The sequence below is a fragment of the Halococcus sp. PRR34 genome (assembly GCF_028617175.1).
Classification (GTDB): domain Archaea; phylum Halobacteriota; class Halobacteria; order Halobacteriales; family Halococcaceae; genus Halococcus; species Halococcus salifodinae.
Genome location: NZ_JAQJDA010000002.1, coordinates 125,340 through 149,671, shown reverse-complemented (window position 1 = coordinate 149,671; position 24,332 = coordinate 125,340). Strand labels below are relative to the sequence as shown.

Genomic DNA, 24,332 nt, shown 5'->3' with positions numbered 1-24,332 from the left:
GTGGATGGTTGTGAGAGCGATCAGGCGATGAAGCCCACGATGATCGCCGTGAGCACGAGGTTGGCGAAACTCATCACGAGCAGCCCCTTCCAGCCGATCTCGATGAGCTGATCGATCCGGACCCGTGGGATCGCCGACCGCGCCCACTGGGTGAACAGGTAGACCGCGAGGATCTTGAGCAGCATCCAGACGATTCCCGGGAGCACCGGCCCGGCCGGACCGCCCAAGAAGAGCGTCGCGATGATCGCGCCGCCAAGGAAGATGTGGAGGAACTCACCGAGGTAGAGCAGCACGAAGTACGCACCGGAGTACTCGGTCATGTACCCTGCGACGAGTTCGCCGGGCGCTTCGGGCGTGTCGAACGGGTTCCGTCCGACCTCCGCGAGGTTCGCGATCAGGAACAGCACGAACGCGAACGGGTTGACGAACGCGAACCACGATGGGATCGAGACGCCAGCGATCGTGATGAGCGCCTCGCTCTGCATCGCGACGATCTCACTCATTCGGAGCGTTCCGGCAAAGACGACGACCGAGGCCGCAGTCACGATGAGCGGGATCTCGTAGGCGATGTTCTGGGCGAGCGCGCGCAGCCCGCCGAGGAACGAGTACTTGTTGTTCGATGCGTAGCCCGACATCAACAGGCCGAGCGACGCGATCGACGACGCGGCGAACACGAACACGAACCCGGTCTCGGGGTCGGCGAGCTGGAGGCCGGTTCCCAGCGGGATCACCGCGAAGCCAAGCAGCGCCGAGAACGGCACGAGGAACGGTGCGATGTCGAACGCTGGCCGATCGGCGCTGTCGGGGATGATGACCTCCTTCGAGAGGAGCCGGACGGCGTCGGCCACGATGATCAGCAGGCCGAACGGGCCGACCCGGTTGACCGCGATCCGGTCGGTAAAGGCCGCCGTGATCTTTCGCTTGCCCCAGATCCCTCCGACCGCCGCGAACGTGAGGAAGATCACCGCGATCAACGACGCGCCGATCAACCCGAAGACGAACTGGAGCCCCGGATCGGGGTTCGCACCGAATCCGAGGAGCTGGCTCAGCGTCTCCGGAAACGTCGATCCACCCCCGACCGCGCCGCCCGCAGAGGCGTTCGTGGCGTTGGCTGCGCCGGTCGCGTTCGTCGCGTTCGCCCCAGCGGTGCCGTTCGTTGCGTTGGTGGCGTTCGAGGCGTTCGCCGCCTGAAACAGGACCTCACTCGGGCTCATCTATCGACCTCACCGAGCACGATGTCGAGACTCGCGAGGGAGGCGATCAGGTCGGGGATGTACTCGCCCTCGGCCATCTCGGGGAGGACCTGAAGATTCGAGAAACACGGGCTTCGGATCTTGAACCGCGCGGGCTTGTCGGTGCCATCGCTCCGGATGTAGATCCCGAGCTCGCCCTTCGCGCCCTCGACCGCCCGGTAGATTTCGGCATCCTCGTCCGGCCGAAGGGTCCGGGGAACGTTCGACTGGATCTCGCGATCGTCCTCGGGCCAGTCTTCGAGCAGGTCGACACACTGCTCGATGATCCGTGCGGACTGCTCGACCTCCTGCATCCGACAGAGCACGCGAGCGTAGTTGTCGCCCTCCTCGGCAGTCACGACGTCCCAGTCGAGCTCGTCGTAGTAGCCGTAGGGATCGTCGCGTCGGAGGTCGTAGTCGACGCCCGAGGCGCGGGCGACCGGTCCCGTCGTTCCGTACTGTTTGGCGGTTTCGGCGTCGAGCACGCCCGTGTCGACACACCGGAGCTGGAAGATCTCGTTCGAGGTGATCAGGTCGTGGTACTCGTCGAGCTTCTCGGGGAGGCCGTCGAGGAAGTCCCGGATCTTCTCGAAGAAGTCCTCGCGCGGTTCGGGCAGATCCCACGCCACCCCACCGAGCCGCATGTAGTTGAACATCAGGCGCTGGCCCGTGAGGTCTTCGAGAATGTCCTCGACGACCTCGCGGTCCCGGAACGTGTACATGAACGTCGCGGTGAACTCGCCGTAGACATCGAGCGCGAACGTACCGAGCGCGAGCATATGAGCCGCGATCCGGCAGAACTCCGCCGACATCGTCCGGATGACCTGAGCGTATTCAGGGACGTCGAGGCCCGCGAGGTCCTCGGCAGTCCGGGCGTACGCCCACTCGTTCAGGATACCCGCCGAGACGTAGTCCCACCGATCGGGGTAGGGCATGATTTCGTGGCGGTATTTCCCGTTCTGGGCCATCTGCTCCTCACACCGGTGGAGGTAGCCGATGTCGGGATCGACGTGGACGACCTGCTCGCCGGAGAGCACCGTCTCGACGTGGAGCACGCCGTGGGTCGCAGGGTGGTGGGGCCCGATGTTGAGGAACATCGTGTCCGAACCGTCCTCCCTGTGGTCGTCGGCGATCGGGTTGGCGTGTGATTCGAGGGTGACGACCTGGGGCTTTTCCTGATTGTAGTCGAGCCCCATCGGGTGGCCCTGCCACGTCTCGGGCAGCAAGATCCGCCGGAGGTCAGGGTGGTCGTCGTACTCGATTCCCACGAGGTCGTACGCCTCGCGCTCGTGCCAGTCCGCCGTCCGGTAGACCGGTTCCGCGCTCTGGCTCACGGGGTTCTCCCGGGAGGTCGGCACGACGACCGAGACCTCCTGAGTGGGGTCTTCGTACTTCTTCAGGTGGTAGATCGACTCGAAGCGGTCCTCGTACTCCTGGGCGGTGACGTTCGAACAGTGGTCGAACCCCGCCTCGTCGCGCAGCGCGAACAGCGCGTCCTGAACCTCGTCCGGGCGCACCACGAACGCCTCGGCGTTGCGGTGGGTCTCTCGGTCGATGACGGTGTCACCGAGCAGGTCGGCAAGCGCGTCGTAGTCGAGGCCGTCGTCGGTGACGCCAACCGCTTGGGTCCTGTCGCGTGGTCGTTCAAGGCTCATGGCGAATCGTTCCAGTTGTACCGCATCACGAGCGTGTCCTCGTCGATGTCGTCGGCGAGCTTGGTGACCAGCTCGTCGCGTTCGAGGTCGCCGAACTCTTCGAGCTCGTAGGGTTTCACGGTCACGGGGGCAGTCTCGCCCTCGCCGATACGCTCCTGGAGCTTGGCGACGCCGTAGACCAGCGCCTCGGGCCGGGGTGGACACCCCGGAACGTGGATGTCGACCGGGATGATCTCTTCTGCGCCCTTCACGACGTTGTATCCCTGCTGGAACGGACCTCCAGAGATGGTACACGACCCCATCGAGACCACGAACTTCGGCTCGGGCATCTGGTCGTACACCCGCTTCATCCGCGGGCCGAACTTCGAGACGATCGTTCCGGGAACGATGATCACGTCGGCCTGCCGGGGCGAGGCGCGCGGCACGCCCGCACCGAAGCGGTCGAGGTCGTGTTTCACCGCGTAGGTGTGCATCATCTCGATGCTACAGCACGCGATCCCGAACTGGAGCATGAACATCGAGGAGCTCCGGACCCAGTTCATGAACGAATCGAACTTCGTGAGGACGAACGGCGAGGAGCCGAACGCCTCCCGGAGTTTGGAGTTGAATCGGTTGTCAGCGCCCTCACCCATCCGGGACTCCTGGGTGGTCTGTGCGTCCGCCTCCGCGTTCGTGAGTGTGTCGCTGCTCATTATCGTGCTCGGGTGCCGCTCGACTGTTCGTTCCGAATCCACTGTACCGCGCCGTTACGCCACGCCCACGCGAGGCCGACGACGAGGATACCGATGAACACCAGCATGGGGACGAGCGCCGGCACCAACCCGATCTCCGGGTTCGCGACGGCGTCGCGGTAGATGACCGTCCACGGGAAGATCAGGACGGTCTCGATGTCGAAGATCACGAACAGCAGCGCGACCATGTAGTACTGGATGTTGAACCGGATGCGGGTGTTGCCCGTCGGAACCTCGCCGCTCTCGTACACGGCGGATTTCCCCTGCTCGGGCACGCTGGGTCGCAGCAGGCTCGATACGACGATCATCGTCAGCGGGACGGCGACCCCGACGACCGCCAGCGCGCCGATAGCTATCCACGGATTCATGTGATTTCTGGCTCGTGTTCGGGCTTTGGAGCGCACTCACATAAGGGTTGATTCTTCCCACCCGGTAGTCCGGTACCGGACGCTGGCGCTCCACGGCCCAACCCATCGACTCGGCTCATTCGTCCTCCCGAAACGCCTCGACACCTCGATCGTGGAGATCACGCGAGACGCGCGCGACGTCGGCCGTGAGGTCCTCGTGGTAGTCGATCAGTCGGTCTTCCAGTTCGTCGTGCTCGCGCGCGAGGGTCTGGACCGCCGACAGTCCGGCGTTGAACGACTTGCCCGCGTCGACCGCGACGATCGGCGCGCCGGTCGGCATCCCGATGACCGAGTCGACCGACTTCTCTTGGACCGGGACACCGATCACCGGAATCGGGTACGCGATCGAGGCGACCATGTTCGGGAGATCGGCCGACTTCCCGCCTGCGCCCGCGATGATGACGTCAAGCCCCCGGTCGCGGGCGGTCTCGGCGTAGGTGTACATCAGTCCGGGTGTCCGGTGGGCCGAGACCACGTAGCTCTCGAACGTGAATCGGTTTTCGGGCGGGTCGTCGACATCCGTGACTTCGGCGAAGCCGAGCTCGAAGAGCGCCTCGTACGCGCCGTACATCGTGTCGAGATCCGAGTCCGACCCCATCACGATCCCTACGTCCGGGGTGGTCTCGGCGGGACGGTCACGGTCGGCCTCGCGTTCAAGCGAAGCGACGAGATCGTCGAGTTCGGTGGCGGCAGTCGTCTCGGTTGCGGTCGTCTCCGGTGTCTCAGTCATGGATCGAAGGTACAGCCGTCGCGGAGTTCGCGGGCGCGTGCGAGCAGGTCGTTCGTGTCGGTCTCCTCTCCACCAGAGAGCGTGACGTGGCCGAGCTTCCGGAGCGGCCGCGCCTCGTGTTTGCCGTACCAGTGAAGGTTCGCGCCCGGTTCGGCGAGCACGTCGTCGATACCCACGAGTTCGGCAGGCTCCGGTTCCTCGACATCACCGAGGAGATTGGTCATCACTGTCCGGCCACGGCGATCGGTCGCGCCGAGCGGCCAGCCGAGCACCGCGCGGACGTGCTGTTCGAACTGGGAGGTCAGCGCACCCTCGATGGTCCAGTGGCCGGAGTTGTGCGGCCGTGGGGCGATCTCGTTGACCGAGATCTCGCCATTCGATTCAAATAATTCGATCCCGAACACGCCCCGGCCATCCATCAGGTCGAGCACGTCCCGCGCGATCGCTTTCGCGCGCTCGCGGACGTCGTCGGAAACGCGCGCCGGGACGATCGTCTCGCGCAAGATCTCCTCTTCGTGGACGTTCTCGCCGGGCGTGAACGCCCGTCGGTCGTCCGCACCGCGAACGCCGATGACCGAAAGCTCCCGATCGAAGGGAACGAAGGCCTCGACCATCGCGTCGCCGTCGATCGCCTCGAACGCGGTTTCGACGCCGCCCGGCGATTCGATCGGGACGTTCCCGCGGCCGTCGTAGCCGCCGCGGCGTGCCTTCAACATCGCGGGATAGCCGAGGTCGTCGAGCGCGTCGTGAAGCTCGGCAACGTTCTCGACCGCCCGGAACGGCGGGACGGGAACGCCGGCATCTTCCAATCGACGCTTCTGGACGAGTTTGTCTTGGATCGTCCGGAGCGTGTCGGGAGCGGGATGCACAGGTGTGCCGAACTCCTCGCTCACTCGTTCGAGCAGGTCAGGATCGGCGAGTTCGATCTCGTAGGTCAGGACGTCGGCGCGCTCTGCGAGTGCGGCAACGGCATCCGGATCGTCGAAATCGCCGTGGAGTGTGTCGCGGACGACGGGTGCGGCCGGCGGGTCGGGCGTCGGATCGCTCACGACGACGTCGACCCCGAGCGGCGCGGCGGCCTCACCGAGCATCCGGCCGAGCTGGCCGCCGCCGACCACCCCCAGCGTCGGGCCTGGTGCAGTCGGTTGCATGGTGGCTCGGTTTTCGACTCGTGGGGTTAAGGATTCCCTTCGGTTCCGCCAGTCGCGTTCGCCGGCAGCCGGCTCGTGTCCACGAAGAAGGTCGTGTTGGTTTTCCCGGTATCCCGCGTCCGCAGCACGTAGCTCCGGGCGTCGTACCCGTCGAGGCGGTCCGCGAGGAACGCTCGATCGGTGGTCAGCCCGATCACGATCGGTGGTGGGTTCCCCGCCGTCTGCCGTTCGAACGCCGAGACGTTTCGCGCACACGAGACGGTCGCGTCGGTGCTCTCGGTGTACCACGGGATCGGGAGGAGGTTGAACCACTTGGTGCAGCCCGGCTCCCTCGCGCCCGATCGCTCGGCGACGAGGAACTCACCGTACACCAACACGTCGGTCCCCTCGTTGGTCGCGCTCACGGCAGCCATGTCGTCGATCGCGGGGTGGAAGTCGTCAGCGGGCTGGGCGTACTGGACGAGTTCGTTCCCGTCGGACTGCGAATCGAGGTAGACGTCGTTGGTCGCAACGATCCCGATCTGTGCGACGACGAGGAGGAGGGCGATCGCCACCGCAGCGACAGCGGCCCGGTTGTCATCGGCGAGCGCCGCGCGACCGCGCGCGAAGAGGACACCGACGCCGACTGCCGCCGGCACCGCAAGCGGAACGATCGCGTGGATCGTCGCCCACGGAGCCATGATGTCGGTCACGATGGGGTAACCGAGAACGCTGACCGCGCCCCAGTAGAAACAGAACGCGACGAGATCACGCGGCCGGTCGCCGGCGTACCGATCCGCGAGGAAGCCGACCACCGCAAGCACGATCAGCGCCCCTGACCCCGTGGAAAGGGTTTCGAGGTAGTCCGCGAGGTAGGGCAGATAGGAGTGGTCTTGGTGGCCCCCCTTGACCCATAGCGAGTAGAAGGCGTTCCACGAGCCGAGCGTCGCCTCGCCCACCACCGCCGGGAGCGTCGTGGGATCGGTGAGGAGGTCGTCGAACCCCGGCGCGTCGGTCCGACGTGGCGCGTAAAAGTACACGACGATCGCGAGGAATTCGAACGCGCCAACGAGGAGGTGTGGCGTCCATCGCCGGACGGTGCGACGAATCCACGTGGCACGCCGCCGGAGCGCCGTCCGCCAGCCCCGATCGAAACCGCGATCGAGGAACAGTCGGTGGTCGGCGAGCAGGACGAGCGCGCCGAGCCACGTCACGAGCGTGATGAGGACGTTCTCCTTCGTCGTGAACGCGAGCGCAAGCGAGAGCACGCTCGCGTGGAACCAGCGCGCACGACGGGTGTCGATCGCCCGGACGAAGAAGCCGACCGCGAACAGCGAGAAGACCGCGAGCGGGAGGTCGCTCCGCATGAACCGCGAGTAGTAGAGCAGAACCGGATCGGCGGCGAGGAAAACGGCGAGCGCGATCGTTTCGGTCGATCGAAGGCGATCACGGAAGAGCAGCGCGGCGAGCGGGAGCGCAGCCCCGAGGACAGCAACCACGAGCCGCATCGTGAAATCGTTCGGGCCGAGCAGGGAGAAGAGAGGGGCGTTCACCTGATGGAGGAAGGGCCCGTGGATCATCGGTCGATACATGAAGCTGCCCGTCTCGGCGTAGTTCAGGATCCAGTACCCGACACGGGCCTCGTCCCAGTGGGCGATCCGGTCGCCGAGGAAGGCGAGCCGGGCGAGCAGCCCCAGCACGGCGATAGCGACGACGGCGAGCGTGACTCGACGGCTCCGGTGGGCCGCGACGCCGTCTGGCGCTCTCATGTCCCATTCACGCTCGGGCATCCCATAGGAGCGTTTCGGTTGGCCGTTCGGCAGGGCTGGCACCGAACGGTAGGTCTTTGAGGGGCGCTCGCCACCCGCCGCACATGCACAGTCTCGGACTGGTCGTCGCCCAGTTCTACGACGACCTCACGACGGAGATGGAAGAGCACGCACACGAGGCCGCGGCGGAGTGCGGGGCCGAGATCACCGACACGATCCCAGTCCCCGGTGCGTACGACGCGCCGCTCGCGGCCGACCGGCTCGCACGGCGAGACGAGATCGCGGCGGTCGCGGTGCTCGGCGCGATCGTCTCGGGCGACACCGACCACGACCAGGTCATCGCTCGGTCGGCGGCAAAGGGTCTGACCGACGTGAGCCTCGATCGGGACAAACCCGTGACCTTCGGCGTGGTCGGTCCCGGAATGAGCGGTGCGGAGGCACGCGAGCGCGCCGACAAAGGTGCAGAGGCCGTTACAACCGCCGTCGACATGGTGGAGGCGCTCGCATGAGCGAGTTCGCCGCCCGCGTCGAGCGCGTCGAGCCGAGCGCGACGCTCGCGATCAGCAACCTTGCCGGCGAACTCGAAGCCGACGGCGTCGACGTCGTCGACCTCAGCGTGGGCGAGCCCGACTTCCCGACCCCGGAGAACATCGTGGAGGCGGGAAAGGACGCGATGGACGCCGGCCACACCGGCTACACGTCCTCGAACGGCATCCCCGATCTCAAGGAGGCGATCGCCGACAAGCTCCAGGATGATGGGCTCGATTACACCACCGACGAGATCATCGTCACGCCGGGCGGCAAGCAGGCGCTCTACGAGACGTTCCAGACCCTGATCGACGAGGGGAGCGAGGTCTGTCTGCTCGACCCGGCGTGGGTCTCCTACGAGGCGATGGTGAAACTCGCCGGCGGCTCGCTCTCGCGGGTCGACCTCACGCCGTACGATCTCCAGCTCGAACCCGCGCTCGACGACCTCGGTGCGGCGGTCTCGGACGACACCGAGCTTCTCGTGGTGAACTCGCCGTCGAACCCCACTGGCTCCGTGTTCACCGACGCGGCACTCCGCGGCGTCCGCGACCTTGCGGTCGAGCATGATATCACCGTGATCTCCGACGAGATCTACAAGGAGATCACCTACGGCGTCGAACCGACGAGCCTCGGTACTCTGGAGGGGATGGCCGATCGGACGGTCACGATCAACGGCTTCTCGAAGGCCTACTCGATGACGGGCTGGCGGCTCGGCTATCTCGCTGCGCCCGAAGCGTTCATCGATCAGGCCGCCAAACTCCACTCGCACTCGGTCTCGTGTGCGACCAACTTCGTCCAGCACGCGGGCGTCGAGGCGCTCGAAAACACCGATCAGGCGGTCGCCCAGATGACCGAAGCGTTCGAGGAGCGTCGCGACCTCGTGGTCGATCTGCTCGCCGAGCACGGCGTTGACGTGTCCGTGCCCGACGGCGCGTTCTATCTGATGGTGCCCGTCGACGAGGACGATCAGCAGTGGTGCGAGGACGCGATCCAGAACGCCCACGTCGCCACCGTCCCGGGAAGCGCGTTCGGCGCGCCAGGCTACGCCCGCTTCTCGTACGCCAACAGCCAGGAACGGCTGCGTGAGGCGGTCGACCGGCTGGCTGCCGAAGAGCTGCTCTGAACCGACGCGGAGCCACAAGAGAACCGAGTCTCTCGCGAACCGATTCACGGCTTGGGAAGCGGAAGCCGATCAGTCGGCTTCGGCACCGTCGTCCTCGCTCTCCGGGAACGAGGGTGTGATCGGGCGACCGATGTGATTCTCAAAGAGCCATTCCGACCAGCCGAGTTCGAGCACGCGACAGTCCCGGTTCTGAATCCGGCGGTCGCGGGTCTGGCTGTAGTTCAGGAGCGCGACGAACACGACGCCGCCGACGGTGTTGCCGAGAGTTGCAGGCACGAGGAAGTGACTGAAGAACGACCACAGCGACTCCTCGCCGTTGAACACGACGTACAGGGTTTCGGCCGACCCCACGATGCAGTGGGCGAGCTCAGCGGCCCCCACGGCGTAGGCGAGCGCGAAGACGATCAGTACCCGGGCCGCGGTGTCGCGAGCGGCGTGGATCAGCCACACCATCCCGGCGATCAGCACGCCCGCGAACACGCCCTTCCAGAAGATGTCGGCCCACGACAGCTCGAAGAAGTGGTGGCCGATCTCGCTCGCGGCCGCTGCCGCTTCGGGCGAGAGCACGCCTGTGTTGGCGAGGACGTACGCGCTCGCCGCCACTCCCAAGACATTTGCCGCGAGTACCACGCCCCAGACTCGGAGGAGTGCGGGGATCGAGGCGATCCGCGTCAGGACCAGCGTGACGGGCGTGAGCGTGTTCTCGGTGAACAGCTGGTAGCTCCCGAGGACGACGAACAGGAAGCCCAGCGGATAGAGGAGATAGCCCGCCGCCGACGCCGAGCCGTCACCGCCGAGCAGCGCGGTCAGCGCGGCGACCCCCACAAAGGAGAGGCTCATCGCGAACCCAGCCGCGAGCCCGCTCAGAAAGAGCAGTCGAAAGCTCCGGTCGAACTCCTCGTCGGCGGTCGCCACCACCCGCTGGAAGATCTCGTCGGCCGAGAACCGATCTCGGACCGCGGAGCCGGCCGCCGGCGCACCGTGTTCGGACTCGTCGAGCGTCTCGCGCAGGTCGCCCCGGGAGGCCTCGCCGCCGTCGGGCGTCGCGCGCGAGACATCGGTGAGATCGCCAGCGTCGACGATCGCATCGAGCAGCGCGTCGAAGCTGTAGCGCCCCTCGTAGCGCTCGCCGTCGATGAAGAAGGTCGGGGCGCTGTTGACGTCGCTCTCGATCCCGCTCTCGAAGTCCTCACGAACCCGGTCCTCGTGATCGTTGTCGTCGAGTTCCTGGGCGAACCGCTCAGTGTCGAGGTCGAGCGCGTCGGCGTGTGCTTCGAGGTCCTCGGCGGCGAGTGCGTCCTGGTGTTCGTAGAGCCGGTCGTACATCGGCCAGAACGCACCCTGCGCACCGGCTGCCTCCGCGGCCTCGGCGGCCTGTTTCGCGTTGGGTCGCACCTCGGTCAACGGGAAGTGGCGATAGACGTACCGGAGCTCGTCGTCGAGGTGATCAAGCAGTCGCTCGATGATCGAATGGACGGTGCCACAGTTCGGGCACTCGAAGTCGCCGTACTGGACGAGCGTGACGCTGGCGTCGTCCGGTCCCCGCGTGTGGTCGTCTTCGGACACCGGCTCGGCGAGTTCCCGCCCCGAAGCGGACCCGTTCGTGCCTCGTCGGCTCATCGGCCGTAATCGTCGATAGCGGCCGGAGCGATGGAGTAGACACTATAAATCACTTTCCTGACTTTCCATTTCCGGATCGGTATGTGAATTTCGGTCAGCCCCGCTCTTCGCGGATCCGATCGATGATCTGCCCGGTCGAGAGGAGCTCTCCCTCGTAGTTCGGCTCGCGTCCCGCTGCGCGCTTCACGTCGCAGTCGATCCCGCGGTCGCCGAGCGCCGCCGCGATCGCGGCCTCGTCGTGGTGCTGGTCGTGACCGAGCACGATCACGTCGGGATCGAGCGCCTCGATCGGGACGAAGATGTCCTCGCGGTCGCCGAGCACCGCGTCGTCGACCGGATCGAGCGCAGCGACCATCTCCCGGCGCTGGCGATCCGCCAGAACCGGTTTAGCCTTGTGGGTGACGTTCTCCCGGCGGGCGAGGATCACGGCGAGTTCGTCGCCCATCGCCGCCGCCTCGCGGAGGTACTCCAGATGACCGGGATGGAGGATGTCGAACGTTCCCTGGGCGACGACCGTCGTCGGATCGTCGCTCGTTTCGGGCAAGTCGGCTCCCGATCGGGTTCGGTCGTCGCTCGGCTCGTCGTCGCTTCGCTCTCCCTCGCTCCCCTCCGAGCCACTTCGCTCCACCCCACGACGCTCCTCGGTCATCGTAACTCCTCGTCGATGTCGGCCTGAGTGAAGTCGAAAAAGTCCTCGTCGTCGGGGAGATCGACGTCGAGCACCGGGAGGTCGCGCCGTTTCCCTTCGCGGTCGAACGCCTGCCAGTCGTGGTCGCGGTAGGGCGCGCCGAGGATGATGTGGACATCTCCTTTCCCGAACGTCGCCAGATCGGCGTCGCTCGGGCGGAGTACACCGTTTGGATGGGAGTGGATCGACCCCGCGGCGCGCATGTCGTTCGGGACGAGGCTCGTTTTCACTGTGGCGCTCACCGGGTTCGACTCGGTCGCGGGTACCACGAGCACGTCGGTCACGACGGTCCCCGATCTGTCGAGCCCGAGATCGGTCGCGTCCTCACTGCGGAGCAGTCCCATATACTCGTTCGGGTGGCTCTCTTCGGCGGCCGAGCGGGCGAACGCGAGGGTGTCGGCGGCGATCCCGACGACCTCGCTCGACCCGAAAAAGCCCATGTCCGAACACCGGCCGGCGACCATCTAAGCGTTCCGGCTGGGGAGTGTGATTTGCCAATTCTTAAACCCGGCCGCGGCAAACGCCGGTCAAGAATGTCTACACCCGCCGAATCCGACGATCGAACGGACGACGGGGCGAGCGAGCTCCCGACCGTCTACGATCTCGCGCCCGAACACACGACCGAGGCCGTCGAGGCCGGCGAACGCTACCACGCGACCGTCAACGGCGTCGTGGAGTACGGCGTCTTCGTCGACATCGCCGACGACATCTCGGGGCTGGTCCACGAATCGAACCTCGACAGCGAGTACGCGGTCGGCGACGATCTGATCGTCCGCCTCGACGAGATCAGACCGAACGGCGATCTCGGTTTCGACGAAGCCACGATCGACGATTACGAGACGGTCGCCGTCGAGTACGAACCCGATATCACGGCCGCCGACGATCTCGAAGCGACGATCGGCGAAAGCGTGACACTCGACGGCGAGATCGTCGGAATCGAGCAAACGGGAGGGCCGACGGTGTTCGCGCTCCGCGACGCGTCGGGCGTCGTCGACTGTGCGGCGTTCGAGGCCGCCGGGGTCCGGGCGTACCCCGACATCGAAGTCGGCGACCTCGTGCGAATCGAGGGAGCACCGGAGCGCCGCGAGGGCGCGATCCAGGTCGAGGTCGACGGACTCGCCCGTCTCGATGATGCCGTCGAGCTCCGTGAACGACTCGACAGCGCACTCGACGAGCGCGCGGCAGCCCGCGACGTCACGCCGCTGATCGAGTGGGACGCGCTCGAAAAGTTATGGAACGACCTAGAGGGCGTCGCGACGCGGCTGCGTCGCGCAGTCCTCGAAAACCGACCGATCCGGATCCGCCATCACGCCGACGGCGACGGGATGTGTGCGTCGATCCCCGTCCAGCTCGCGCTCTCGCGGTTCATCGAGGACGTCCACGGCGACGCTTCGGCCCCGCGCCACCTCGTGAAGCGATCGCCGAGCAAGGCTCCCTTCTACGAGATGGAGGACGTCGCGCGCGATCTCAACTTCGCGCTCGGCGACCGCGACCGTCACGGCCAGCGCCTCCCGCTCGTGGCGATGCTCGACAACGGCAGCACCGAGGAGGACGTGCCGGCCTACGAGGCACTCGCCCAGTACGACATCCCGATCGTGGCCGTCGATCATCACCATCCCGATCCCGACGCCGTCGAGGGGCTGCTCGACGAGCACGTCAACCCCTACCTCCGTGGTGAGGACTACGGCGTGACGACCGGAATGTTGTGTGTCGAGGTCGCGCGGATGATCCACCCCGAGATCACCGACGAGCTCCGCCACGTGCCGGCGGTCGCGGGCCTCACCGACCGCTCGGAGGCCGACGCGATGGCCGACTACCTCGCGCTCGCCGAGGAGGAAGGCTACGACGAGTCGGACCTCCAGGCGACCGGTGACGCACTCGATTACGCCGCTCACTGGCTGCGCTACAGTTCGGGCGACGCGCTGATGACCGACGTGCTCGGTGTCGACGCCGCCGACGAAGAGCGCCATCGCGATCTCGTCGACCATCTCTCCGAGCGCGCCGACCGCGACACCGACCGCCAGCTCGACGCCGCGATGCCCCACGTCGAGACCGAATCGCTCGACAACGGCGCACAGTTGAACCGGCTCGACGTCGAGCGCTACGCCAGGCGCTTCACCTACCCCGCACCGGGCAAGACGACGGGTGCGATCCACGATCGGAAGGTCGCCGAAACCGACAGCCCCGTCATCACGGTGGGCTACGGCCCCGACTTCGCCGTCCTCCGGAGCGACGGCGTGCGCCTCGATATCCCACAGATGGTCGAGGAGCTCGAAGAGGAGGTCACGGGCGGCGGCGTGAGCGGCGGCGGCCACCTCGTCGTCGGCTCGATCAAGTTCGTGAAAGGAATGCGCGAAGAAGTGCTCGACGCGCTCGAAGCCAAGATGGGCGACGCCGAGATCGACGAGGAGCTCGGCAGCGCGTCGGTCGCTGGCTTCGAGGACTGAAACCACCGAACGTCCGCCGTTACTGAGGCTATTCGAACTCGATCCGGCGGGCGACGACGACCGCGAGCACCACAATCCCCGCAACCGCGGCGACGATCCCGACGGGCAGCGGTGAATCGTCGCCGATCCCGGACCCGCCGTCGCCACCCTCCCAGTCGGCGTCGAAGACCTTCCCGTAGTACTCTCCGGCTTCCGTCCCTTCGAGCACGACCGCGATCTCGCGGTTCTCGTCGGCGGAGTTGTTGTTCCAGTTGAGACTCCCAACGACGGCAGCCTCGCGGTCGATGACGACGCCCTTGGCGTGGATCTTCTCGAAACGATCGCCAGGGTCGGCCACTTTGGCGTCGAGTGAGAGGTTCTCGTCCTCTGCTTTCCGGTTCAGCCAGTCGGCGAGTTCCGAGTTCTCCTCCTCGGAGTACCACTGGCTACTCAGCAGGATGCGGACGTCGACACCGCGCTCGGCCGCACGGATCGCTGCTTCGAGCAGCGGCTGGCGACGGCTCCCGATCGACGCCTGGACGATTTCGACCGATTCGTCGGCCCGGTCGATCCGATCGACGAGCACCCGCTCGGCGTTGTCGGGTGCGGTGAGAAGCTGCACGCCCTGGGTCTCGATTTCTTTCGGCTCGAAGCTCGTCGGATAGCTCCCGTTCGCCGCCGCCTCGGTCTCGAACGTCTCGTTCGCGCGGAATTCGCCCCACGAAACGGTGTCGCGCCAGCCGATATCCGCCCGGAAGATTTCGGCGAGTTCCGCGGCAGTTTCGCTGCTCCGGACCACCGCTCCCCACCCGCGGCTCGACCGACCACCGGTTCCCGACGGTTTCCAGTTCTCGGTCATCACGAGCGCGCGATCGTCGATCACGGCGTATTTGGGGTGATGGTAGTCATACCGTGCGCGCTCGCCGCCGATGACCTCGACCGCGACGCCCGCGCTCGTGAGACGATCGAGGAGTTTCGCCTGACGCGTCGTCATCCCGCCCACGGGCGCGTCGTCGACGAGCACGCGGACCTCGACGCCGCGTTCGGCCGCGCGTTCGAGCGCCGCTGTGGCACGCTCGGAGCTGAAGGTGTACCCAGCGAGCAATATTCGGCGCTCGGCCGATTCGAGGACGTCGATCGGCACCGCTGGCGCATCGGGCAGGACGAACGCCCGGGTCGTTGCGGGACCCGTCCGCACCGCCGAGAAGTTCGTCGCACCGAGATGCTCCCACGCCCATCCATCGGCAGTCCGGTTGTAGCGTTCGGCCTCGGGCGCGTCCTCGTACGCCATCTCGTCGACGACACGCTCGCCGTCGTGGAGCGTGATCTCGTCGCCACCGTTGGCGAGACTCACCGACTCGTTCACGCTCACGATCGACGCCGTCGTGAGGTTCGTGGTTGCGTTCGGTGTGGCGGTGACCGCGATCCGGCCCTCCATCGTGGCGTTCGGCAGCGAGACGTTCGTCTCGCCGTCACTCAGCGTCCAGCCGGAGAGATTCGTCGCCTCAGGGAACGTGAGCACGACGTACTCGCCCGCGTCCTCCGCGGCGAGCGGGTTCGGGTACACTGCCGCGACGTGCGGGCCGTCGGGCTGGGCTCCGTCGGCAGTCACGCCAGGCGTCGCTACCGCGAACCCGACCGGCGACGCGACGAGTGCGACGGCCACGAACGCCAGCACGACCACCCGGAGAGACACACCCGCCGGTGGTCACGTTCTCCGATTTAAGAGTTCGTGTCAAGCCGATCGGAGTCGAAGGAGAGTTCGTCTCAGGCCGGGGTTTCGGTCGCGTCGCCGTCGTCGGCCATCGCGTGTTCGGCCTTCTCGGCCTCGCTTTGGACGAGATACGATCGGTCGTCGGCGTGGTCGCGGGCGGCGTCGAGCGCGCTTTCGGTCCCGATCTGATTGAGCGCCCACGCCGCGCTCGCGCGAACGGAATTCGAGTCGTCCTCGTCGATCACGTCCGCGAGCGGGTCGATCGCGCGCGCGTCGCCGATCAGCCCGAGGGCACGCGCCGCGTTCGAGCGCACGGTTTCGTTGTCGGCGACGAGGCGATCGGCGACCGGCTGTGTCGAATCCTCGCTCCCAATCTCGCCGAGCGCCTTGAGCGTGACCTTCTGGAGACCGGGATCGCTATCGCCCTCGATGTACTCGTGGAGCGTGTCGAGCGCGCGATCGTCGCCGATCTTTCCGAGCGCCGCGATCGGGGCCTTGTCGCGTTTCTGGGCGCGCTGCTCCATCGCGTCGAACGCCGCCGGCGCACCCAGACGTTTCAGCGACTCGATGCAGTGCTCCTCCATGAACTCCGAGCCGAACATCTCCAATCCCCGGAGGATCGGCTCGGGTTCGCCACGTTTCTCGTAGATCTTGATCGCGTTCCACTCCGGTGGGAAGTCCTTGCGGTTCTCCGATTCGAGCACGTCGTAGAAGCCCTCGACGGTGAGTTTCTCGCGGACCGTGAGATCGTCCCACTCCTCGGCGTCGTCGAGGTCGTCGGCGAGCCCCTCGGCGTCGTCAAGCAGGTCGGCGACGGTCTCCTCGTCCTCGTCGGGATCGAGGTCGTGCGTTTCGATCGACTCGATCACGTCGTCGAGCGCTGCGACGAGTTCGGCGTGTTCGTCGGCGTCTTCCCCGTCGTCGGCGTCTTCCTCGCCGTCGCCGGCGTCAGTTGCGGTCTCGTTCTCCGTCTCGGAGTCAGCTCCGTCGCTCTCCACGGCGAACGTTTCGTCGAGCGCGTCGCCAGCGCCGTCGAGGAAGCGCTCGACCGCTTCGGCCACCTCGCGCTCGCCCTCGTCGGTCCAGCGCGTCTCGGTGATCGTCGTTTTTGCGCCTTCGACCGTCTCGACGACGTCTTCGGCGTACGGACCGCGCTGGGACTCGATCGCCTCGCGGAGCTCCGTGACGCGTGATTCGAGTTCCTCGCGGGTGCGTTCGCTCTCCTCGTCGTCGTCCCCGTCATCCGCCTCGTCCTCATCGGATTCGGGGAGATCGGCCGCCTCGATGTCCGTCTCCACATCGTCGAGATCGGATTCGACAGCGTCGAGATCGGACTCGGTGTCGGCCTCGTCGACCGCGGTCTCGATCTCGTCGAGTCGTTCGTCGAGGGACTCGGGGGTGTGCTTCGTTTCGATGGCGTCGGTTTCGGCTTCCCCGTCGTCCCCATCCGCAGGCTGGTCCGTGGCCCCCGCTGACCCCTCGCCGGTGTCGGCGTCGGGCTCGTCGTCCCCGTTGCTCATGGAGAAAACTGTGGCACAAGCTACTAAGTGCGTTTCCCTTCGGGAGTCCCACGGCGATACAGCCGTGGCGCGAGCGCGAGGTACGCGAGTGCGGCGGCGAGCAACAATCGGGGAAACAGCCGACCGAACGCTCCCGGAGCGAGGATCGACAGCGCCTGAACGACACCCATCGCCAGCGCGTCCCGAATCCGGAGGTCGGGGTACCGAAACGGTGCGACCATCAGCCCAACGAAGGCGAGGGTCGCGCCGAGGAGCACCGCCGGCGACCGCACCCCGGCGAGATAGGCGACCGCGAGCACCGTCGCCGCCAGCGTGGTCTGTGCGCCCTCGGTCGCCTCGCGTCCGATATCGTAGGCGGTGTAGAGCCCGAGCCTGACGACCGCCGTCACGACGAACAGCCCGGTCACGAGCAGTGTGAGTGTCACCGACGGAGAGGGTTCGGCGAGCGAGAGGTCCCACGCGGTGCGCGCGGTGGCGAAGACGAACAGTGCGGGCGCGACGCCGAACGAGGCGACATCCGCGAGCGAGTCGAGGAACTCCCCGACCGGCGTGCTCCCGACGTGCTGGGCGATCGCGCCGTCGAGGCCGTCGGCGATCGCCGCCAGCAGGATCAGCCGGGCGGCGAGTCCGGGATCGACCATCGCAGCGGCCGCTGCGAGGAAGCCGAGACCGGCGTTTGTCGCCGTGACGGCGTCGGCGAGCCCGAGCCGTGCGACGAAACGGGGCTGCATACCACCGGACTCGCCGACCCGCGGTTTAGGGGTTTATCTTCGGCGCGCCGACTGGCCCCGCGACCTCGTCCAGCGGCTACCGAGGGGTCTAAATCGCGCGGCGTGTGATGATTAGGTATGAACCGACGCGCGTTTCTCGGGGCTGCTGCGGGCGTCACCGCCGTTTTCGCGGGCTGTACTGGACAGTCGCGTCAGGAGGGCGACGACGAGATCGGAATGAGTTCGAGCGCGTTCCTCCAGCCAGAGAACTTCGAGCCACGCGTCGGCGAGGCGGTCGTCTGGCGCAACACCGGCTCGCGAACTCACACCGTGACCGCGTACGAATCGGGAATTCCGGACGGAGCGACGTTTTTCGCCTCCGGCGGGTTCGAGAGCACCAAGGCGGCCCGTGACGCGTGGCTCCAGCGGGGTGGTGGCGGGATCGCCAGCGGCGAGACGTTCGAAGTGACGTTCGAGGTTCCCGGGACGTATAACTATTTCTGCATTCCACACGAACGCGGTGGGATGGTCGCGCAGTTCACCGTCGTCGAGTAGCGACGAAGATCCGCGATTCAGACCTCGACGTCTTCTTCGTCGACGTCGACCGCGGTCTCTTCCTCTTCGGCGACTTCGTCGGGATGGGCGTCGAGCGCGAGCTTGCCGACCTCGACCCGCCGGAGCGGGTAGATGGTGCGCGCCTCGCCGTAGATCGCACTCGACAGCCGACCCTGGGTCACGCTGTCGACGAGCTCCTCGAAGGTCCGCTCGCTGGCGGCTTCCTCGACGAGTTCGGTCATCCGCCGACGGATCGCGCGCTCCTGGCTGTCGTCGGCCTTCTGGGTCGTGAACGCGACCGGCTGGATCCGAACACGATACTCGTCGCTGGTCATCACCGTGAGGTAGGCCTCGACCTTCGAGGCCCCGCGGCGCACGAGACTGTCGAGGTAGTCCCGAGTGAGCTCGTGTTTGATGAACTCGGTGTAGGCCGCGTCGCTGCCCACGTCCCGGACTCGGAACGTGAGCTTGACGTTGTTCGCGCCGGCGTCGTCGGTCAGATCGCCGAGCGTGGTCTCGATGGTGCGATCGAGCACCTGGTTCGGTTCGTTCGCGGGGGTCTCGCCGAGTTCGGCCCGATCGAACTCCTCGGGCGCGAACACGGTGTACCACCGTTTCTCCTGTTGCTGTCGTGAAACTGATCGTTCGCTCATGGGTTCGTGTCGTTCGTGGTCTGGGTGTCGTCCACGTCGTCCGTGGATCGCGGTTGGTCAGTCGCTCGATGCTCCGTCGCTCGATCCGCCTCGTGGTCGATTCCTCGATCGGCTGCGCGCTGCTCGGCTGCCTGCGCGACGCGTTCGGCCACCGAGAGATTGACCACGTAGTCGTCGACCGTGGTCCGGAGTCCACCGGTCGTCTCGCGCGCGATCGTGGTCTCGATGGCGTCGTCCGCCACGACCGTCTCCATCTCCGGCGTGTTGTCCGGAACGAGCGCCGCAGCGACGACGCCGGCGTGAGTCGACTCGGTCCGGAGTCGGGCGCGTCGGCTCACGCCATCGCCTCCCGGAACGCCGCGACGAACGCCTCGTCGTCGGTGAACGTCGCGCGGCCGCGGCGTTCGCTGCCCGCTCCGTTGCCGTCGGCAGCCGCTGCGGCCTGGCGCATCCGCGTACCGAGATTTCGATCGTCGGTCGCGGCGGCCGCGGCCTCGGTTTCGCCGACCGCCACCACGACCGGTTCCGGCGATCGAAAGTCACAGAAGAGCCGCGCGGTCGTCGCAAGCGGCGCGTCCGTGTCGACGCGGGCGACAACGAGATTCCGGTGTCGTGCCGTCGTCGCCGTTCTGACCGCGGCGTGGGCCCGCTCCGCGTGTGCGCGCCACGCCGATAGCGCCGCGTTGCGGACATCGTGGCCGATCGCCAGCGCGAGCCCGGTGCCTGGTCGTTCGTGGGCACACGCACGCAGCACGTCCGCGTACCCGCCGACGGTCGCGAACTCGGGAGCTGTGGCCGACTCGTCGTTGGAGCGTTCAGCGATCGTGTACGGCCGGAGCACGTGCTCGACCGTCTCGGCGGCGCGCGATGTCGCGTCCTCCGCGCCGGCGGCCGTGAGCGCGACGATCGAGGCGACCTCGCGTCGTTCCTCGTCGGTGTCAGCGGTCTCGCGGCCGTCGAGCGTCTCGCGCACCGCATCGGAATCGCCCGAAAACCCGGCGTGGGCGAGCGTCGTGTGTGCGAGCCCATCGGCGAGGTCCGTGACCGGGATCGCGACTCCAGGCCGCTGTTCGATGAGGTCGTGGTCGCGTGCGGCCTCGAACGCGGCGCTCCCTTCGAGCGCGGCGTCGGGAGGGGTGAACGCGCCGGCGAGCGCGAGGATCGGGTCGGGATCGCTCCCGAGTTCGCGTGCAGCCTCGAACGCTGCCTCGCTCGCCGATCCGGGCGGGTCGAGCGTGACGTCGGCGGGCTCCGTGCCGCCGATACACACGGTGGTCGTGTCGTCGGTGCCTGCAGTGTCGGTCGTTCCCGGTCGTCCGCTGCGGACGACGCTCGCCTGGAACGGGGTGTCCCGCTCGGCGAGCGCCCGGGCGAGGAGCCCGGCAGTCGCCAGCGCGTCGCCGTCGGGCGCGACGTGAAACCGGACGAACCCGGCCTCACGGAGCGCAGCGGCGGCGCTGTCGGCAGTCGATCCGTCCTCGGAACGACCGGCGACGGCCATCTACAGGAGTTCCCGTGCGTGCTCGTAGGTGTACTTGAAGTCCTCGTCGAGCTCGTCGCCGCGGTAGTAGTCGGCGAGCCGGCGGACCTTCGCCTCGGCGTTCTGGAGCGCGCGCTTGTTCTGGGCGTCGCCCGGGTTGTCGGCCATGTGCTCGCGGAGCCGAACCGCGCGTTCGAGCAGGTTCCGAAGATCTTCCGGAAGGTCGCCACTGGCGTCGTGGTCGTCCAAGATCTCGGTCACTTTCTTGTCGGTGGCGAGCTGGACGTCCGGGATCGGCGTGCCCTGGACGCCCTCGTCGCGCAGTTTGAGACCGATCTGGCTCGGGCCGTAGCCCTCTTCTGCCAGTTCGACGACGCGCGCTTCGATGGCGTCGGTGTCGACGTCGCTCCACTCCGGCGGATCGTCCGCCACGGGCGTGTCCGAACTGGACGACCCGCGGCGTCGTGTATGCATTCGTGCCATATGTGAGGATAGGAATCGCACGAAACGCTACCGAACACTACCGCAATCTCAGAGCCCGCGAGGGCGTGTCAGATTTGCGGCCGTGCTGTTCCCATCCCCACCCACCCGTGGGCCGGATTAAACCGTTTCGACTCGGCGCGTCGGGTTCGATGGGTTTATGAAAACGACGGCGATGGTACTGAGTACGGGCTCGTAGATCAGTGGTAGATCATCCCCCTGGCACGGGGAAGGCCCCGGGTTCAAATCCCGGCGAGTCCATCGGAGCGAGCGAGTTTTACGAGCGAGCGAGAATGGTCGAGCCCGGATTTGAACCCCTGGAAGTCGCAGCGCCGAGCGAAGCGATCGTCTTCCTCCGGGTTCAAATCCCGACGAGTCCACTTCTTCACTCGCTTCGCTCGTTCAGTCGTGAACTCGTCGACCCTCGCAAACGCTGCGCGTTTGCTCGGTCCCGACGAGTCCAACTCTGTTCACTTCGTTCACCGCTCCTGCAGGTGGAGATGGCTACGAGGAAAAACCCGGACGCTCGTCCGAACGCTGATTACCGTCGAACGTCAACGCTGTCAACAAGGATGTCACGACAGATTCGACTCCAAGATCACGTGTACGAACGCATTCGGTCGAGCAAGCGCGACGACGAATCGTTCAGCGAGGCCGTCGAGCGGCTCGTCGGTGGCCGTTCGTTGCGCGACCTCCGTGACGTGTTCGAGGGGAGCGAGGTGGCCGCAATGCGCGAGGCCATCGATGACGCCGACGACCGAGACCGTGAGGCGGTCCGCGAGGTCGCCGACCGCTTCGAATGATCGTCGATACGAGCTTCGTGCTGGACGTCATCGACGACCTGGAGGCCGCGGTCTCGATGGAGCGCGAACTCGAAGCCGAGGGTGTCCCGCTCGTCATGCCCGCGATGACCGTGCTGGAACTCTATATCGGTGTCGGGAAGGTAGCGAACTCCTCTGAGGAACGTCGGGCCGTCGAGACGGTGTTGGACTCGTATCCGTTGGTGGATACGACCCCGCGCATTGCTCGGCGTGCCGGGCGACTCCTCGGTGAGCGCATGACCGACGATGGCGACGGTCCCGGTATCGGGAAGGCCGATGCCGCAATCGCCGCAACCGCCATCGAACGCGACGAACCCGTCCTCGCCGGCGATTCACATTTCGAGACGATTCCCGGTGTCACGCTCGAAACGTACCGGTGAGCGCGGATCGTGCAACAGGGACGCAACGATAATGCTTTTACTGGCAGGTTGGGTATGCTGGAGCGATGTCCGATGAGCTCAAACGTGGTCTCGAAGGTGTGCTGGTGGCCGAATCCTCGCTCAGCAACATCGACGGCGATGCGGGGCGGCTGGTGTACCGGGGCTACGCCATCGAGGACCTCGCTCGCGAGGCGAGTTACGAGGAGGCGTGCTACCTGCTCTGGCACGGCCACCTCCCCGATCGCGACGAGCTCGACGCGTTCGCGGACGCCCTCGCGAACGAGCGAGCGGTCGACGACCGGATCCTCGCGACGCTCGCCGATCTCGCGGGCGACGAGCGGCCGATGGCCGCGCTCCGGACGGCGGTCTCGATGTTCTCGGCCGGCGATCCCGACTCGGCGGCGAACCCACGCGACCGCGAGGCCACCCTCCGGAAGGGGCGACGCGTCGCCGCGAAGGTCCCCACGGTGCTCGCGGCGTTCGACCGCCTGCGCAACGGCGAGGAGCCCGTCGATCCCCATCCCGATCTGGGCTACGCCGCGAACTTCCTCTACATGCTCACCGGCGAGGAGCCCGACGACGTCGCGGCCGAAACCTTCGATCAGGCGCTCGTGCTCCACGCCGACCACGGCCTGAACGCCTCGACGTTCACCACGATGGTGATCGCGAGCACGTACGCCGACGCCTACAGCGCGCTGACCGGTGGTGTGGGCGCGCTCTCGGGGCCGCTCCACGGCGGCGCGAACCAGGACGTGATGGAGATGCTCTACGAGATCGACGAGACGGACGCTGACCCGGTCGAGTTCGTCGCCGACGCACGCGAGAATCGCGAGGACTGGCGGGTGCCCGGCTGGGGCCACCGCGTGTACAACGTCAAGGACCCGCGCGCGGACATCCTCCAGAGCCGACTGGAGGAACTCGGCGAGTCCGCCGGTGAGACCAAGTGGTACGACGCCACCACCGCGATCGAGAACCACCTCCGCGAGGAGGGGCTGATCGAGAAAGGGATCGCCCCCAACGTCGACTTCTACTCGGGCTCGGTCTACCACCAGCTCGGGATCCCGATGGACATGTACACCCCGATCTTCGCGATGAGCCGGGTCGGTGGCTGGCTCGGCCACGTCCTCGAATATCAGGAGAACAACCGGCTGATCCGTCCGCGCGCCCGCTACACCGGCTCGGAGGACGAGTCGTTCGTGCCGGTCGATCAGCGCTAGACGCCCCCACTATTTTGTTGCGGGGTGCGTCGCTACGCTCGCCCACCCCCGCCTGTTCGCGGGCGCGAAGCGCCCGCTCGCACGGCCAGCAGGACGATGGAACAGTCCCCCTCGGCTTGCAAAACCCGGTTTCGTGAGTAGCGCGGGATCGGAGGTCCCGCGGACCGTTCGGGCAGCGGAGCTGCGCGAAGACGAAGGCGGACGAAGGCTCGGAAGACGAGTGGCGCGAGGAACGAGCCGTGAGCGAAGCGAGTCTTCCGATGAGTGAAAAACACCCGCTCGCTCCCCTGGTCGCTCGCGGTAGAACCGCTGGCACTTTCCGCAACCGTACAGCACCGCCGAAGCCCTCGCCGCGCGCTCACTCCGTTCCCGTGAGCGAAGCGAACGGGAGCTCGCGCGTCTCGCCCTTCATCCGCCAGGTCCGCACCGCTGCCGCCCTGCAACTGCTCCCGCGGCCGCTGCCACGACCCGCCGCCACCGCGGCCGCACCGCGCCACCGCGGGCGAGCGCCACGTTTTTATCACCGCCGATCGTCGCCTCGCGTATGAGTAGGGGTGAGCGCCGGTGAAGGAGTCACTGATGGACATCATCCGGTGTCCGATGGACAAGCAGGAGCTCGAGCTCGAACCCATCCAGCGAGACGACGACGAGGTGCTCGAGGGGCGGCTCGTCTGCACCGAGTGTGGCGAGGAGTACCCCATCGAAGAGGGGATTCCGAACCTCCTCCCGCCAGATATGCGCGACGACGCGCCGGCCTGAGCAT

The 24,332-nt window shown here is 66.7% G+C and carries 25 protein-coding genes and 1 tRNA gene; 9 read left to right on the top strand and 17 right to left on the bottom strand.

Going from position 1 to position 24,332, the window contains the following annotated elements; all coding sequences use genetic code 11:
* Positions 1–20 precede the first annotated feature (20 nt).
* The 7 genes from PHA81_RS04085 to PHA81_RS04055 all read right to left on the bottom strand — a co-directional run bounded on the left by PHA81_RS04085 (position 21) and on the right by PHA81_RS04055 (position 7,654).
* The gene (locus PHA81_RS04085) at positions 21–1,214 is read right to left on the bottom strand and encodes a complex I subunit 1 family protein (protein WP_005044530.1); all 1,194 of its coding nucleotides are present in this window, start codon (positions 1,212–1,214) and stop codon (positions 21–23) included.
* Positions 1,211–2,887 (bottom strand): NADH-quinone oxidoreductase subunit D, encoded by a 1,677-nt coding sequence (locus PHA81_RS04080; RefSeq protein ID WP_273835398.1) that lies wholly within the window; start codon positions 2,885–2,887, stop codon positions 1,211–1,213. The genes PHA81_RS04085 and PHA81_RS04080 overlap by 4 nt, the downstream gene beginning before the upstream one ends.
* Positions 2,884–3,579 carry an NADH-quinone oxidoreductase subunit B gene (locus PHA81_RS04075; protein WP_005044529.1) on the bottom strand — a complete coding sequence of 232 codons (696 nt, stop codon included), beginning with the start codon at positions 3,577–3,579 and terminating at the stop codon, positions 2,884–2,886. The genes PHA81_RS04080 and PHA81_RS04075 overlap by 4 nt, the downstream gene beginning before the upstream one ends.
* Positions 3,579–3,986, bottom strand: a complete 408-nt coding sequence (locus PHA81_RS04070) for an NADH-quinone oxidoreductase subunit A (RefSeq protein WP_005044528.1) — start codon at positions 3,984–3,986, stop codon at positions 3,579–3,581. The genes PHA81_RS04075 and PHA81_RS04070 overlap by 1 nt, the downstream gene beginning before the upstream one ends.
* A gap of 115 nt (positions 3,987–4,101) precedes the next feature.
* Positions 4,102–4,755: a 5-(carboxyamino)imidazole ribonucleotide mutase gene (gene purE / locus PHA81_RS04065; protein WP_005044527.1), complete on the bottom strand. Its 654-nt coding sequence runs from the start codon at positions 4,753–4,755 to the stop codon at positions 4,102–4,104.
* Entirely contained in the window at positions 4,752–5,906 is a 1,155-nt protein-coding gene (locus PHA81_RS04060; protein ID WP_005044526.1) for a 5-(carboxyamino)imidazole ribonucleotide synthase, read from the bottom strand. The genes purE and PHA81_RS04060 overlap by 4 nt, the downstream gene beginning before the upstream one ends.
* 26 nt (positions 5,907–5,932) lie before the next feature.
* Complete coding sequence (locus PHA81_RS04055) at positions 5,933–7,654, bottom strand: flippase activity-associated protein Agl23 (protein ID WP_049910255.1); 1,722 nt, start codon at positions 7,652–7,654, stop codon at positions 5,933–5,935.
* A 104-nt stretch (positions 7,655–7,758) separates the two neighbouring features.
* On the opposite strand from PHA81_RS04055, the gene ribH reads away from it, so the two are divergent.
* Together ribH and PHA81_RS04045 are read left to right on the top strand one after the other, a co-directional pair.
* Complete coding sequence (gene ribH, locus PHA81_RS04050) at positions 7,759–8,163, top strand: 6,7-dimethyl-8-ribityllumazine synthase (RefSeq protein WP_005044524.1); 405 nt, start codon at positions 7,759–7,761, stop codon at positions 8,161–8,163.
* A complete protein-coding gene (locus tag PHA81_RS04045; RefSeq protein ID WP_005044523.1) occupies positions 8,160–9,305 on the top strand; it encodes a pyridoxal phosphate-dependent aminotransferase in 1,146 nt (381 codons plus the stop codon). Before ribH ends, PHA81_RS04045 begins: the two co-directional genes overlap by 4 nt.
* A gap of 69 nt (positions 9,306–9,374) precedes the next feature.
* On the opposite strand, the gene PHA81_RS04040 is transcribed toward PHA81_RS04045, so the two are convergent.
* From PHA81_RS04040 to PHA81_RS04030, 3 genes are all read right to left on the bottom strand, one after another.
* The gene (locus PHA81_RS04040; protein WP_005044522.1) at positions 9,375–10,925 is read right to left on the bottom strand and encodes a formate/nitrite transporter family protein; all 1,551 of its coding nucleotides are present in this window, start codon (positions 10,923–10,925) and stop codon (positions 9,375–9,377) included.
* A 94-nt stretch (positions 10,926–11,019) separates the two neighbouring features.
* Positions 11,020–11,574, bottom strand: a complete 555-nt coding sequence (locus PHA81_RS04035; protein WP_005044519.1) for an adenylyltransferase/cytidyltransferase family protein — start codon at positions 11,572–11,574, stop codon at positions 11,020–11,022.
* On the bottom strand, positions 11,571–12,053 hold the full coding sequence (locus tag PHA81_RS04030) for a Mov34/MPN/PAD-1 family protein (protein WP_049910249.1): 483 nt from the start codon (positions 12,051–12,053) through the stop codon (positions 11,571–11,573). The genes PHA81_RS04035 and PHA81_RS04030 overlap by 4 nt, the downstream gene beginning before the upstream one ends.
* A gap of 93 nt (positions 12,054–12,146) precedes the next feature.
* Here PHA81_RS04030 and PHA81_RS04025 point away from each other — a divergent pair, with 93 nt between their 5' ends.
* On the top strand, positions 12,147–14,060 hold the full coding sequence (locus PHA81_RS04025) for an OB-fold nucleic acid binding domain-containing protein (protein WP_005044517.1): 1,914 nt from the start codon (positions 12,147–12,149) through the stop codon (positions 14,058–14,060).
* A 28-nt stretch (positions 14,061–14,088) separates the two neighbouring features.
* Here PHA81_RS04025 and PHA81_RS04020 read toward each other — a convergent pair whose 3' ends face one another.
* The 3 genes from PHA81_RS04020 to PHA81_RS04010 all read right to left on the bottom strand — a co-directional run bounded on the left by PHA81_RS04020 (position 14,089) and on the right by PHA81_RS04010 (position 18,004).
* Complete coding sequence (locus PHA81_RS04020) at positions 14,089–15,735, bottom strand: phospholipase D-like domain-containing protein (protein WP_005044516.1); 1,647 nt, start codon at positions 15,733–15,735, stop codon at positions 14,089–14,091.
* 71 nt (positions 15,736–15,806) lie between these two features.
* Positions 15,807–17,273: a HEAT repeat domain-containing protein gene (locus PHA81_RS04015; protein ID WP_273835382.1), complete on the bottom strand. Its 1,467-nt coding sequence runs from the start codon at positions 17,271–17,273 to the stop codon at positions 15,807–15,809.
* A gap of 23 nt (positions 17,274–17,296) precedes the next feature.
* The gene (locus PHA81_RS04010; protein WP_005044514.1) at positions 17,297–18,004 is read right to left on the bottom strand and encodes a protein sorting system archaetidylserine synthase; all 708 of its coding nucleotides are present in this window, start codon (positions 18,002–18,004) and stop codon (positions 17,297–17,299) included.
* Between the two features lie 117 nt (positions 18,005–18,121).
* Here PHA81_RS04010 and PHA81_RS04005 point away from each other — a divergent pair, with 117 nt between their 5' ends.
* Positions 18,122–18,538, top strand: coding sequence for a plastocyanin/azurin family copper-binding protein (locus PHA81_RS04005; RefSeq protein WP_005044513.1), 417 nt, complete (start codon positions 18,122–18,124; stop codon positions 18,536–18,538).
* A gap of 17 nt (positions 18,539–18,555) precedes the next feature.
* Here PHA81_RS04005 and PHA81_RS04000 read toward each other — a convergent pair whose 3' ends face one another.
* The 4 genes from PHA81_RS04000 to PHA81_RS03985 are packed head-to-tail and all read right to left on the bottom strand — an operon-like array spanning position 18,556 to position 21,154.
* Positions 18,556–19,191: a 30S ribosomal protein S3ae gene (locus PHA81_RS04000; RefSeq protein WP_005044512.1), complete on the bottom strand. Its 636-nt coding sequence runs from the start codon at positions 19,189–19,191 to the stop codon at positions 18,556–18,558.
* Positions 19,188–19,529, bottom strand: a complete 342-nt coding sequence (locus PHA81_RS20920) for a KEOPS complex subunit Pcc1 (RefSeq protein ID WP_337958926.1) — start codon at positions 19,527–19,529, stop codon at positions 19,188–19,190. The genes PHA81_RS04000 and PHA81_RS20920 overlap by 4 nt, the downstream gene beginning before the upstream one ends.
* The gene (locus tag PHA81_RS03990) at positions 19,526–20,692 is read right to left on the bottom strand and encodes an exonuclease RecJ (protein WP_273835376.1); all 1,167 of its coding nucleotides are present in this window, start codon (positions 20,690–20,692) and stop codon (positions 19,526–19,528) included. The genes PHA81_RS20920 and PHA81_RS03990 overlap by 4 nt, the downstream gene beginning before the upstream one ends.
* Positions 20,693–21,154, bottom strand: a complete 462-nt coding sequence (locus PHA81_RS03985; protein WP_005044509.1) for a 30S ribosomal protein S15 — start codon at positions 21,152–21,154, stop codon at positions 20,693–20,695. It abuts the gene before it with no gap.
* 186 nt (positions 21,155–21,340) lie between these two features.
* On the opposite strand from PHA81_RS03985, the gene PHA81_RS03980 reads away from it, so the two are divergent.
* The 5 genes from PHA81_RS03980 (at position 21,341) to PHA81_RS03960 (ending at position 24,328) form a co-directional block, all read left to right on the top strand.
* Positions 21,341–21,412: transfer RNA gene (locus tag PHA81_RS03980), tRNA-Ala, on the top strand.
* Positions 21,413–21,723: 311 nt separating this feature from the next.
* A complete protein-coding gene (locus tag PHA81_RS03975) occupies positions 21,724–21,954 on the top strand; it encodes an antitoxin VapB family protein (protein ID WP_005044508.1) in 231 nt (76 codons plus the stop codon).
* Entirely contained in the window at positions 21,951–22,352 is a 402-nt protein-coding gene (locus tag PHA81_RS03970) for a PIN domain-containing protein (protein ID WP_273835370.1), read from the top strand. The genes PHA81_RS03975 and PHA81_RS03970 overlap by 4 nt, the downstream gene beginning before the upstream one ends.
* 65 nt (positions 22,353–22,417) lie before the next feature.
* A complete protein-coding gene (gene citZ, locus PHA81_RS03965; RefSeq protein ID WP_273835369.1) occupies positions 22,418–23,569 on the top strand; it encodes a citrate synthase in 1,152 nt (383 codons plus the stop codon).
* Positions 23,570–24,133: 564 nt separating this feature from the next.
* Positions 24,134–24,328, top strand: a complete 195-nt coding sequence (locus tag PHA81_RS03960) for a methytransferase partner Trm112 (protein WP_193790519.1) — start codon at positions 24,134–24,136, stop codon at positions 24,326–24,328.
* Positions 24,329–24,332 lie beyond the last annotated feature (4 nt).

Bases quoted from the DNA above. Each gene is read 5' to 3' on its own strand.
- PHA81_RS04025 (WP_005044517.1), top strand. From the start codon at position 12,147: ATGTCTACACCCGCCGAATCCGACGATCGAACGGACGACGGGGCGAGC.
- purE (WP_005044527.1), bottom strand. From the start codon at position 4,755: ATGACTGAGACACCGGAGACGACCGCAACCGAGACGACTGCCGCCACC.
- PHA81_RS04045 (WP_005044523.1), top strand. From the start codon at position 8,160: ATGAGCGAGTTCGCCGCCCGCGTCGAGCGCGTCGAGCCGAGCGCGACG.
- PHA81_RS04060 (WP_005044526.1), bottom strand. From the start codon at position 5,906: ATGCAACCGACTGCACCAGGCCCGACGCTGGGGGTGGTCGGCGGCGGC.
- PHA81_RS04070 (WP_005044528.1), bottom strand. From the start codon at position 3,986: ATGAATCCGTGGATAGCTATCGGCGCGCTGGCGGTCGTCGGGGTCGCC.
- PHA81_RS04080 (WP_273835398.1), bottom strand. From the start codon at position 2,887: ATGAGCCTTGAACGACCACGCGACAGGACCCAAGCGGTTGGCGTCACC.
- PHA81_RS03985 (WP_005044509.1), bottom strand. From the start codon at position 21,154: ATGGCACGAATGCATACACGACGCCGCGGGTCGTCCAGTTCGGACACG.
- PHA81_RS04005 (WP_005044513.1), top strand. From the start codon at position 18,122: ATGAACCGACGCGCGTTTCTCGGGGCTGCTGCGGGCGTCACCGCCGTT.
- ribH (WP_005044524.1), top strand. From the start codon at position 7,759: ATGCACAGTCTCGGACTGGTCGTCGCCCAGTTCTACGACGACCTCACG.
- PHA81_RS04000 (WP_005044512.1), bottom strand. From the start codon at position 19,191: ATGAGCGAACGATCAGTTTCACGACAGCAACAGGAGAAACGGTGGTAC.
- PHA81_RS04055 (WP_049910255.1), bottom strand. From the start codon at position 7,654: ATGAGAGCGCCAGACGGCGTCGCGGCCCACCGGAGCCGTCGAGTCACG.
- PHA81_RS04085 (WP_005044530.1), bottom strand. From the start codon at position 1,214: ATGAGCCCGAGTGAGGTCCTGTTTCAGGCGGCGAACGCCTCGAACGCC.
- PHA81_RS04015 (WP_273835382.1), bottom strand. From the start codon at position 17,273: ATGAGCAACGGGGACGACGAGCCCGACGCCGACACCGGCGAGGGGTCA.
- PHA81_RS04075 (WP_005044529.1), bottom strand. From the start codon at position 3,579: ATGAGCAGCGACACACTCACGAACGCGGAGGCGGACGCACAGACCACC.
- citZ (WP_273835369.1), top strand. From the start codon at position 22,418: ATGTCCGATGAGCTCAAACGTGGTCTCGAAGGTGTGCTGGTGGCCGAA.
- PHA81_RS03990 (WP_273835376.1), bottom strand. From the start codon at position 20,692: ATGGCCGTCGCCGGTCGTTCCGAGGACGGATCGACTGCCGACAGCGCC.
- PHA81_RS03970 (WP_273835370.1), top strand. From the start codon at position 21,951: ATGATCGTCGATACGAGCTTCGTGCTGGACGTCATCGACGACCTGGAG.
- PHA81_RS04040 (WP_005044522.1), bottom strand. From the start codon at position 10,925: ATGAGCCGACGAGGCACGAACGGGTCCGCTTCGGGGCGGGAACTCGCC.
- PHA81_RS04030 (WP_049910249.1), bottom strand. From the start codon at position 12,053: ATGGGCTTTTTCGGGTCGAGCGAGGTCGTCGGGATCGCCGCCGACACC.
- PHA81_RS04010 (WP_005044514.1), bottom strand. From the start codon at position 18,004: ATGCAGCCCCGTTTCGTCGCACGGCTCGGGCTCGCCGACGCCGTCACG.
- PHA81_RS03975 (WP_005044508.1), top strand. From the start codon at position 21,724: ATGTCACGACAGATTCGACTCCAAGATCACGTGTACGAACGCATTCGG.
- PHA81_RS04035 (WP_005044519.1), bottom strand. From the start codon at position 11,574: ATGACCGAGGAGCGTCGTGGGGTGGAGCGAAGTGGCTCGGAGGGGAGC.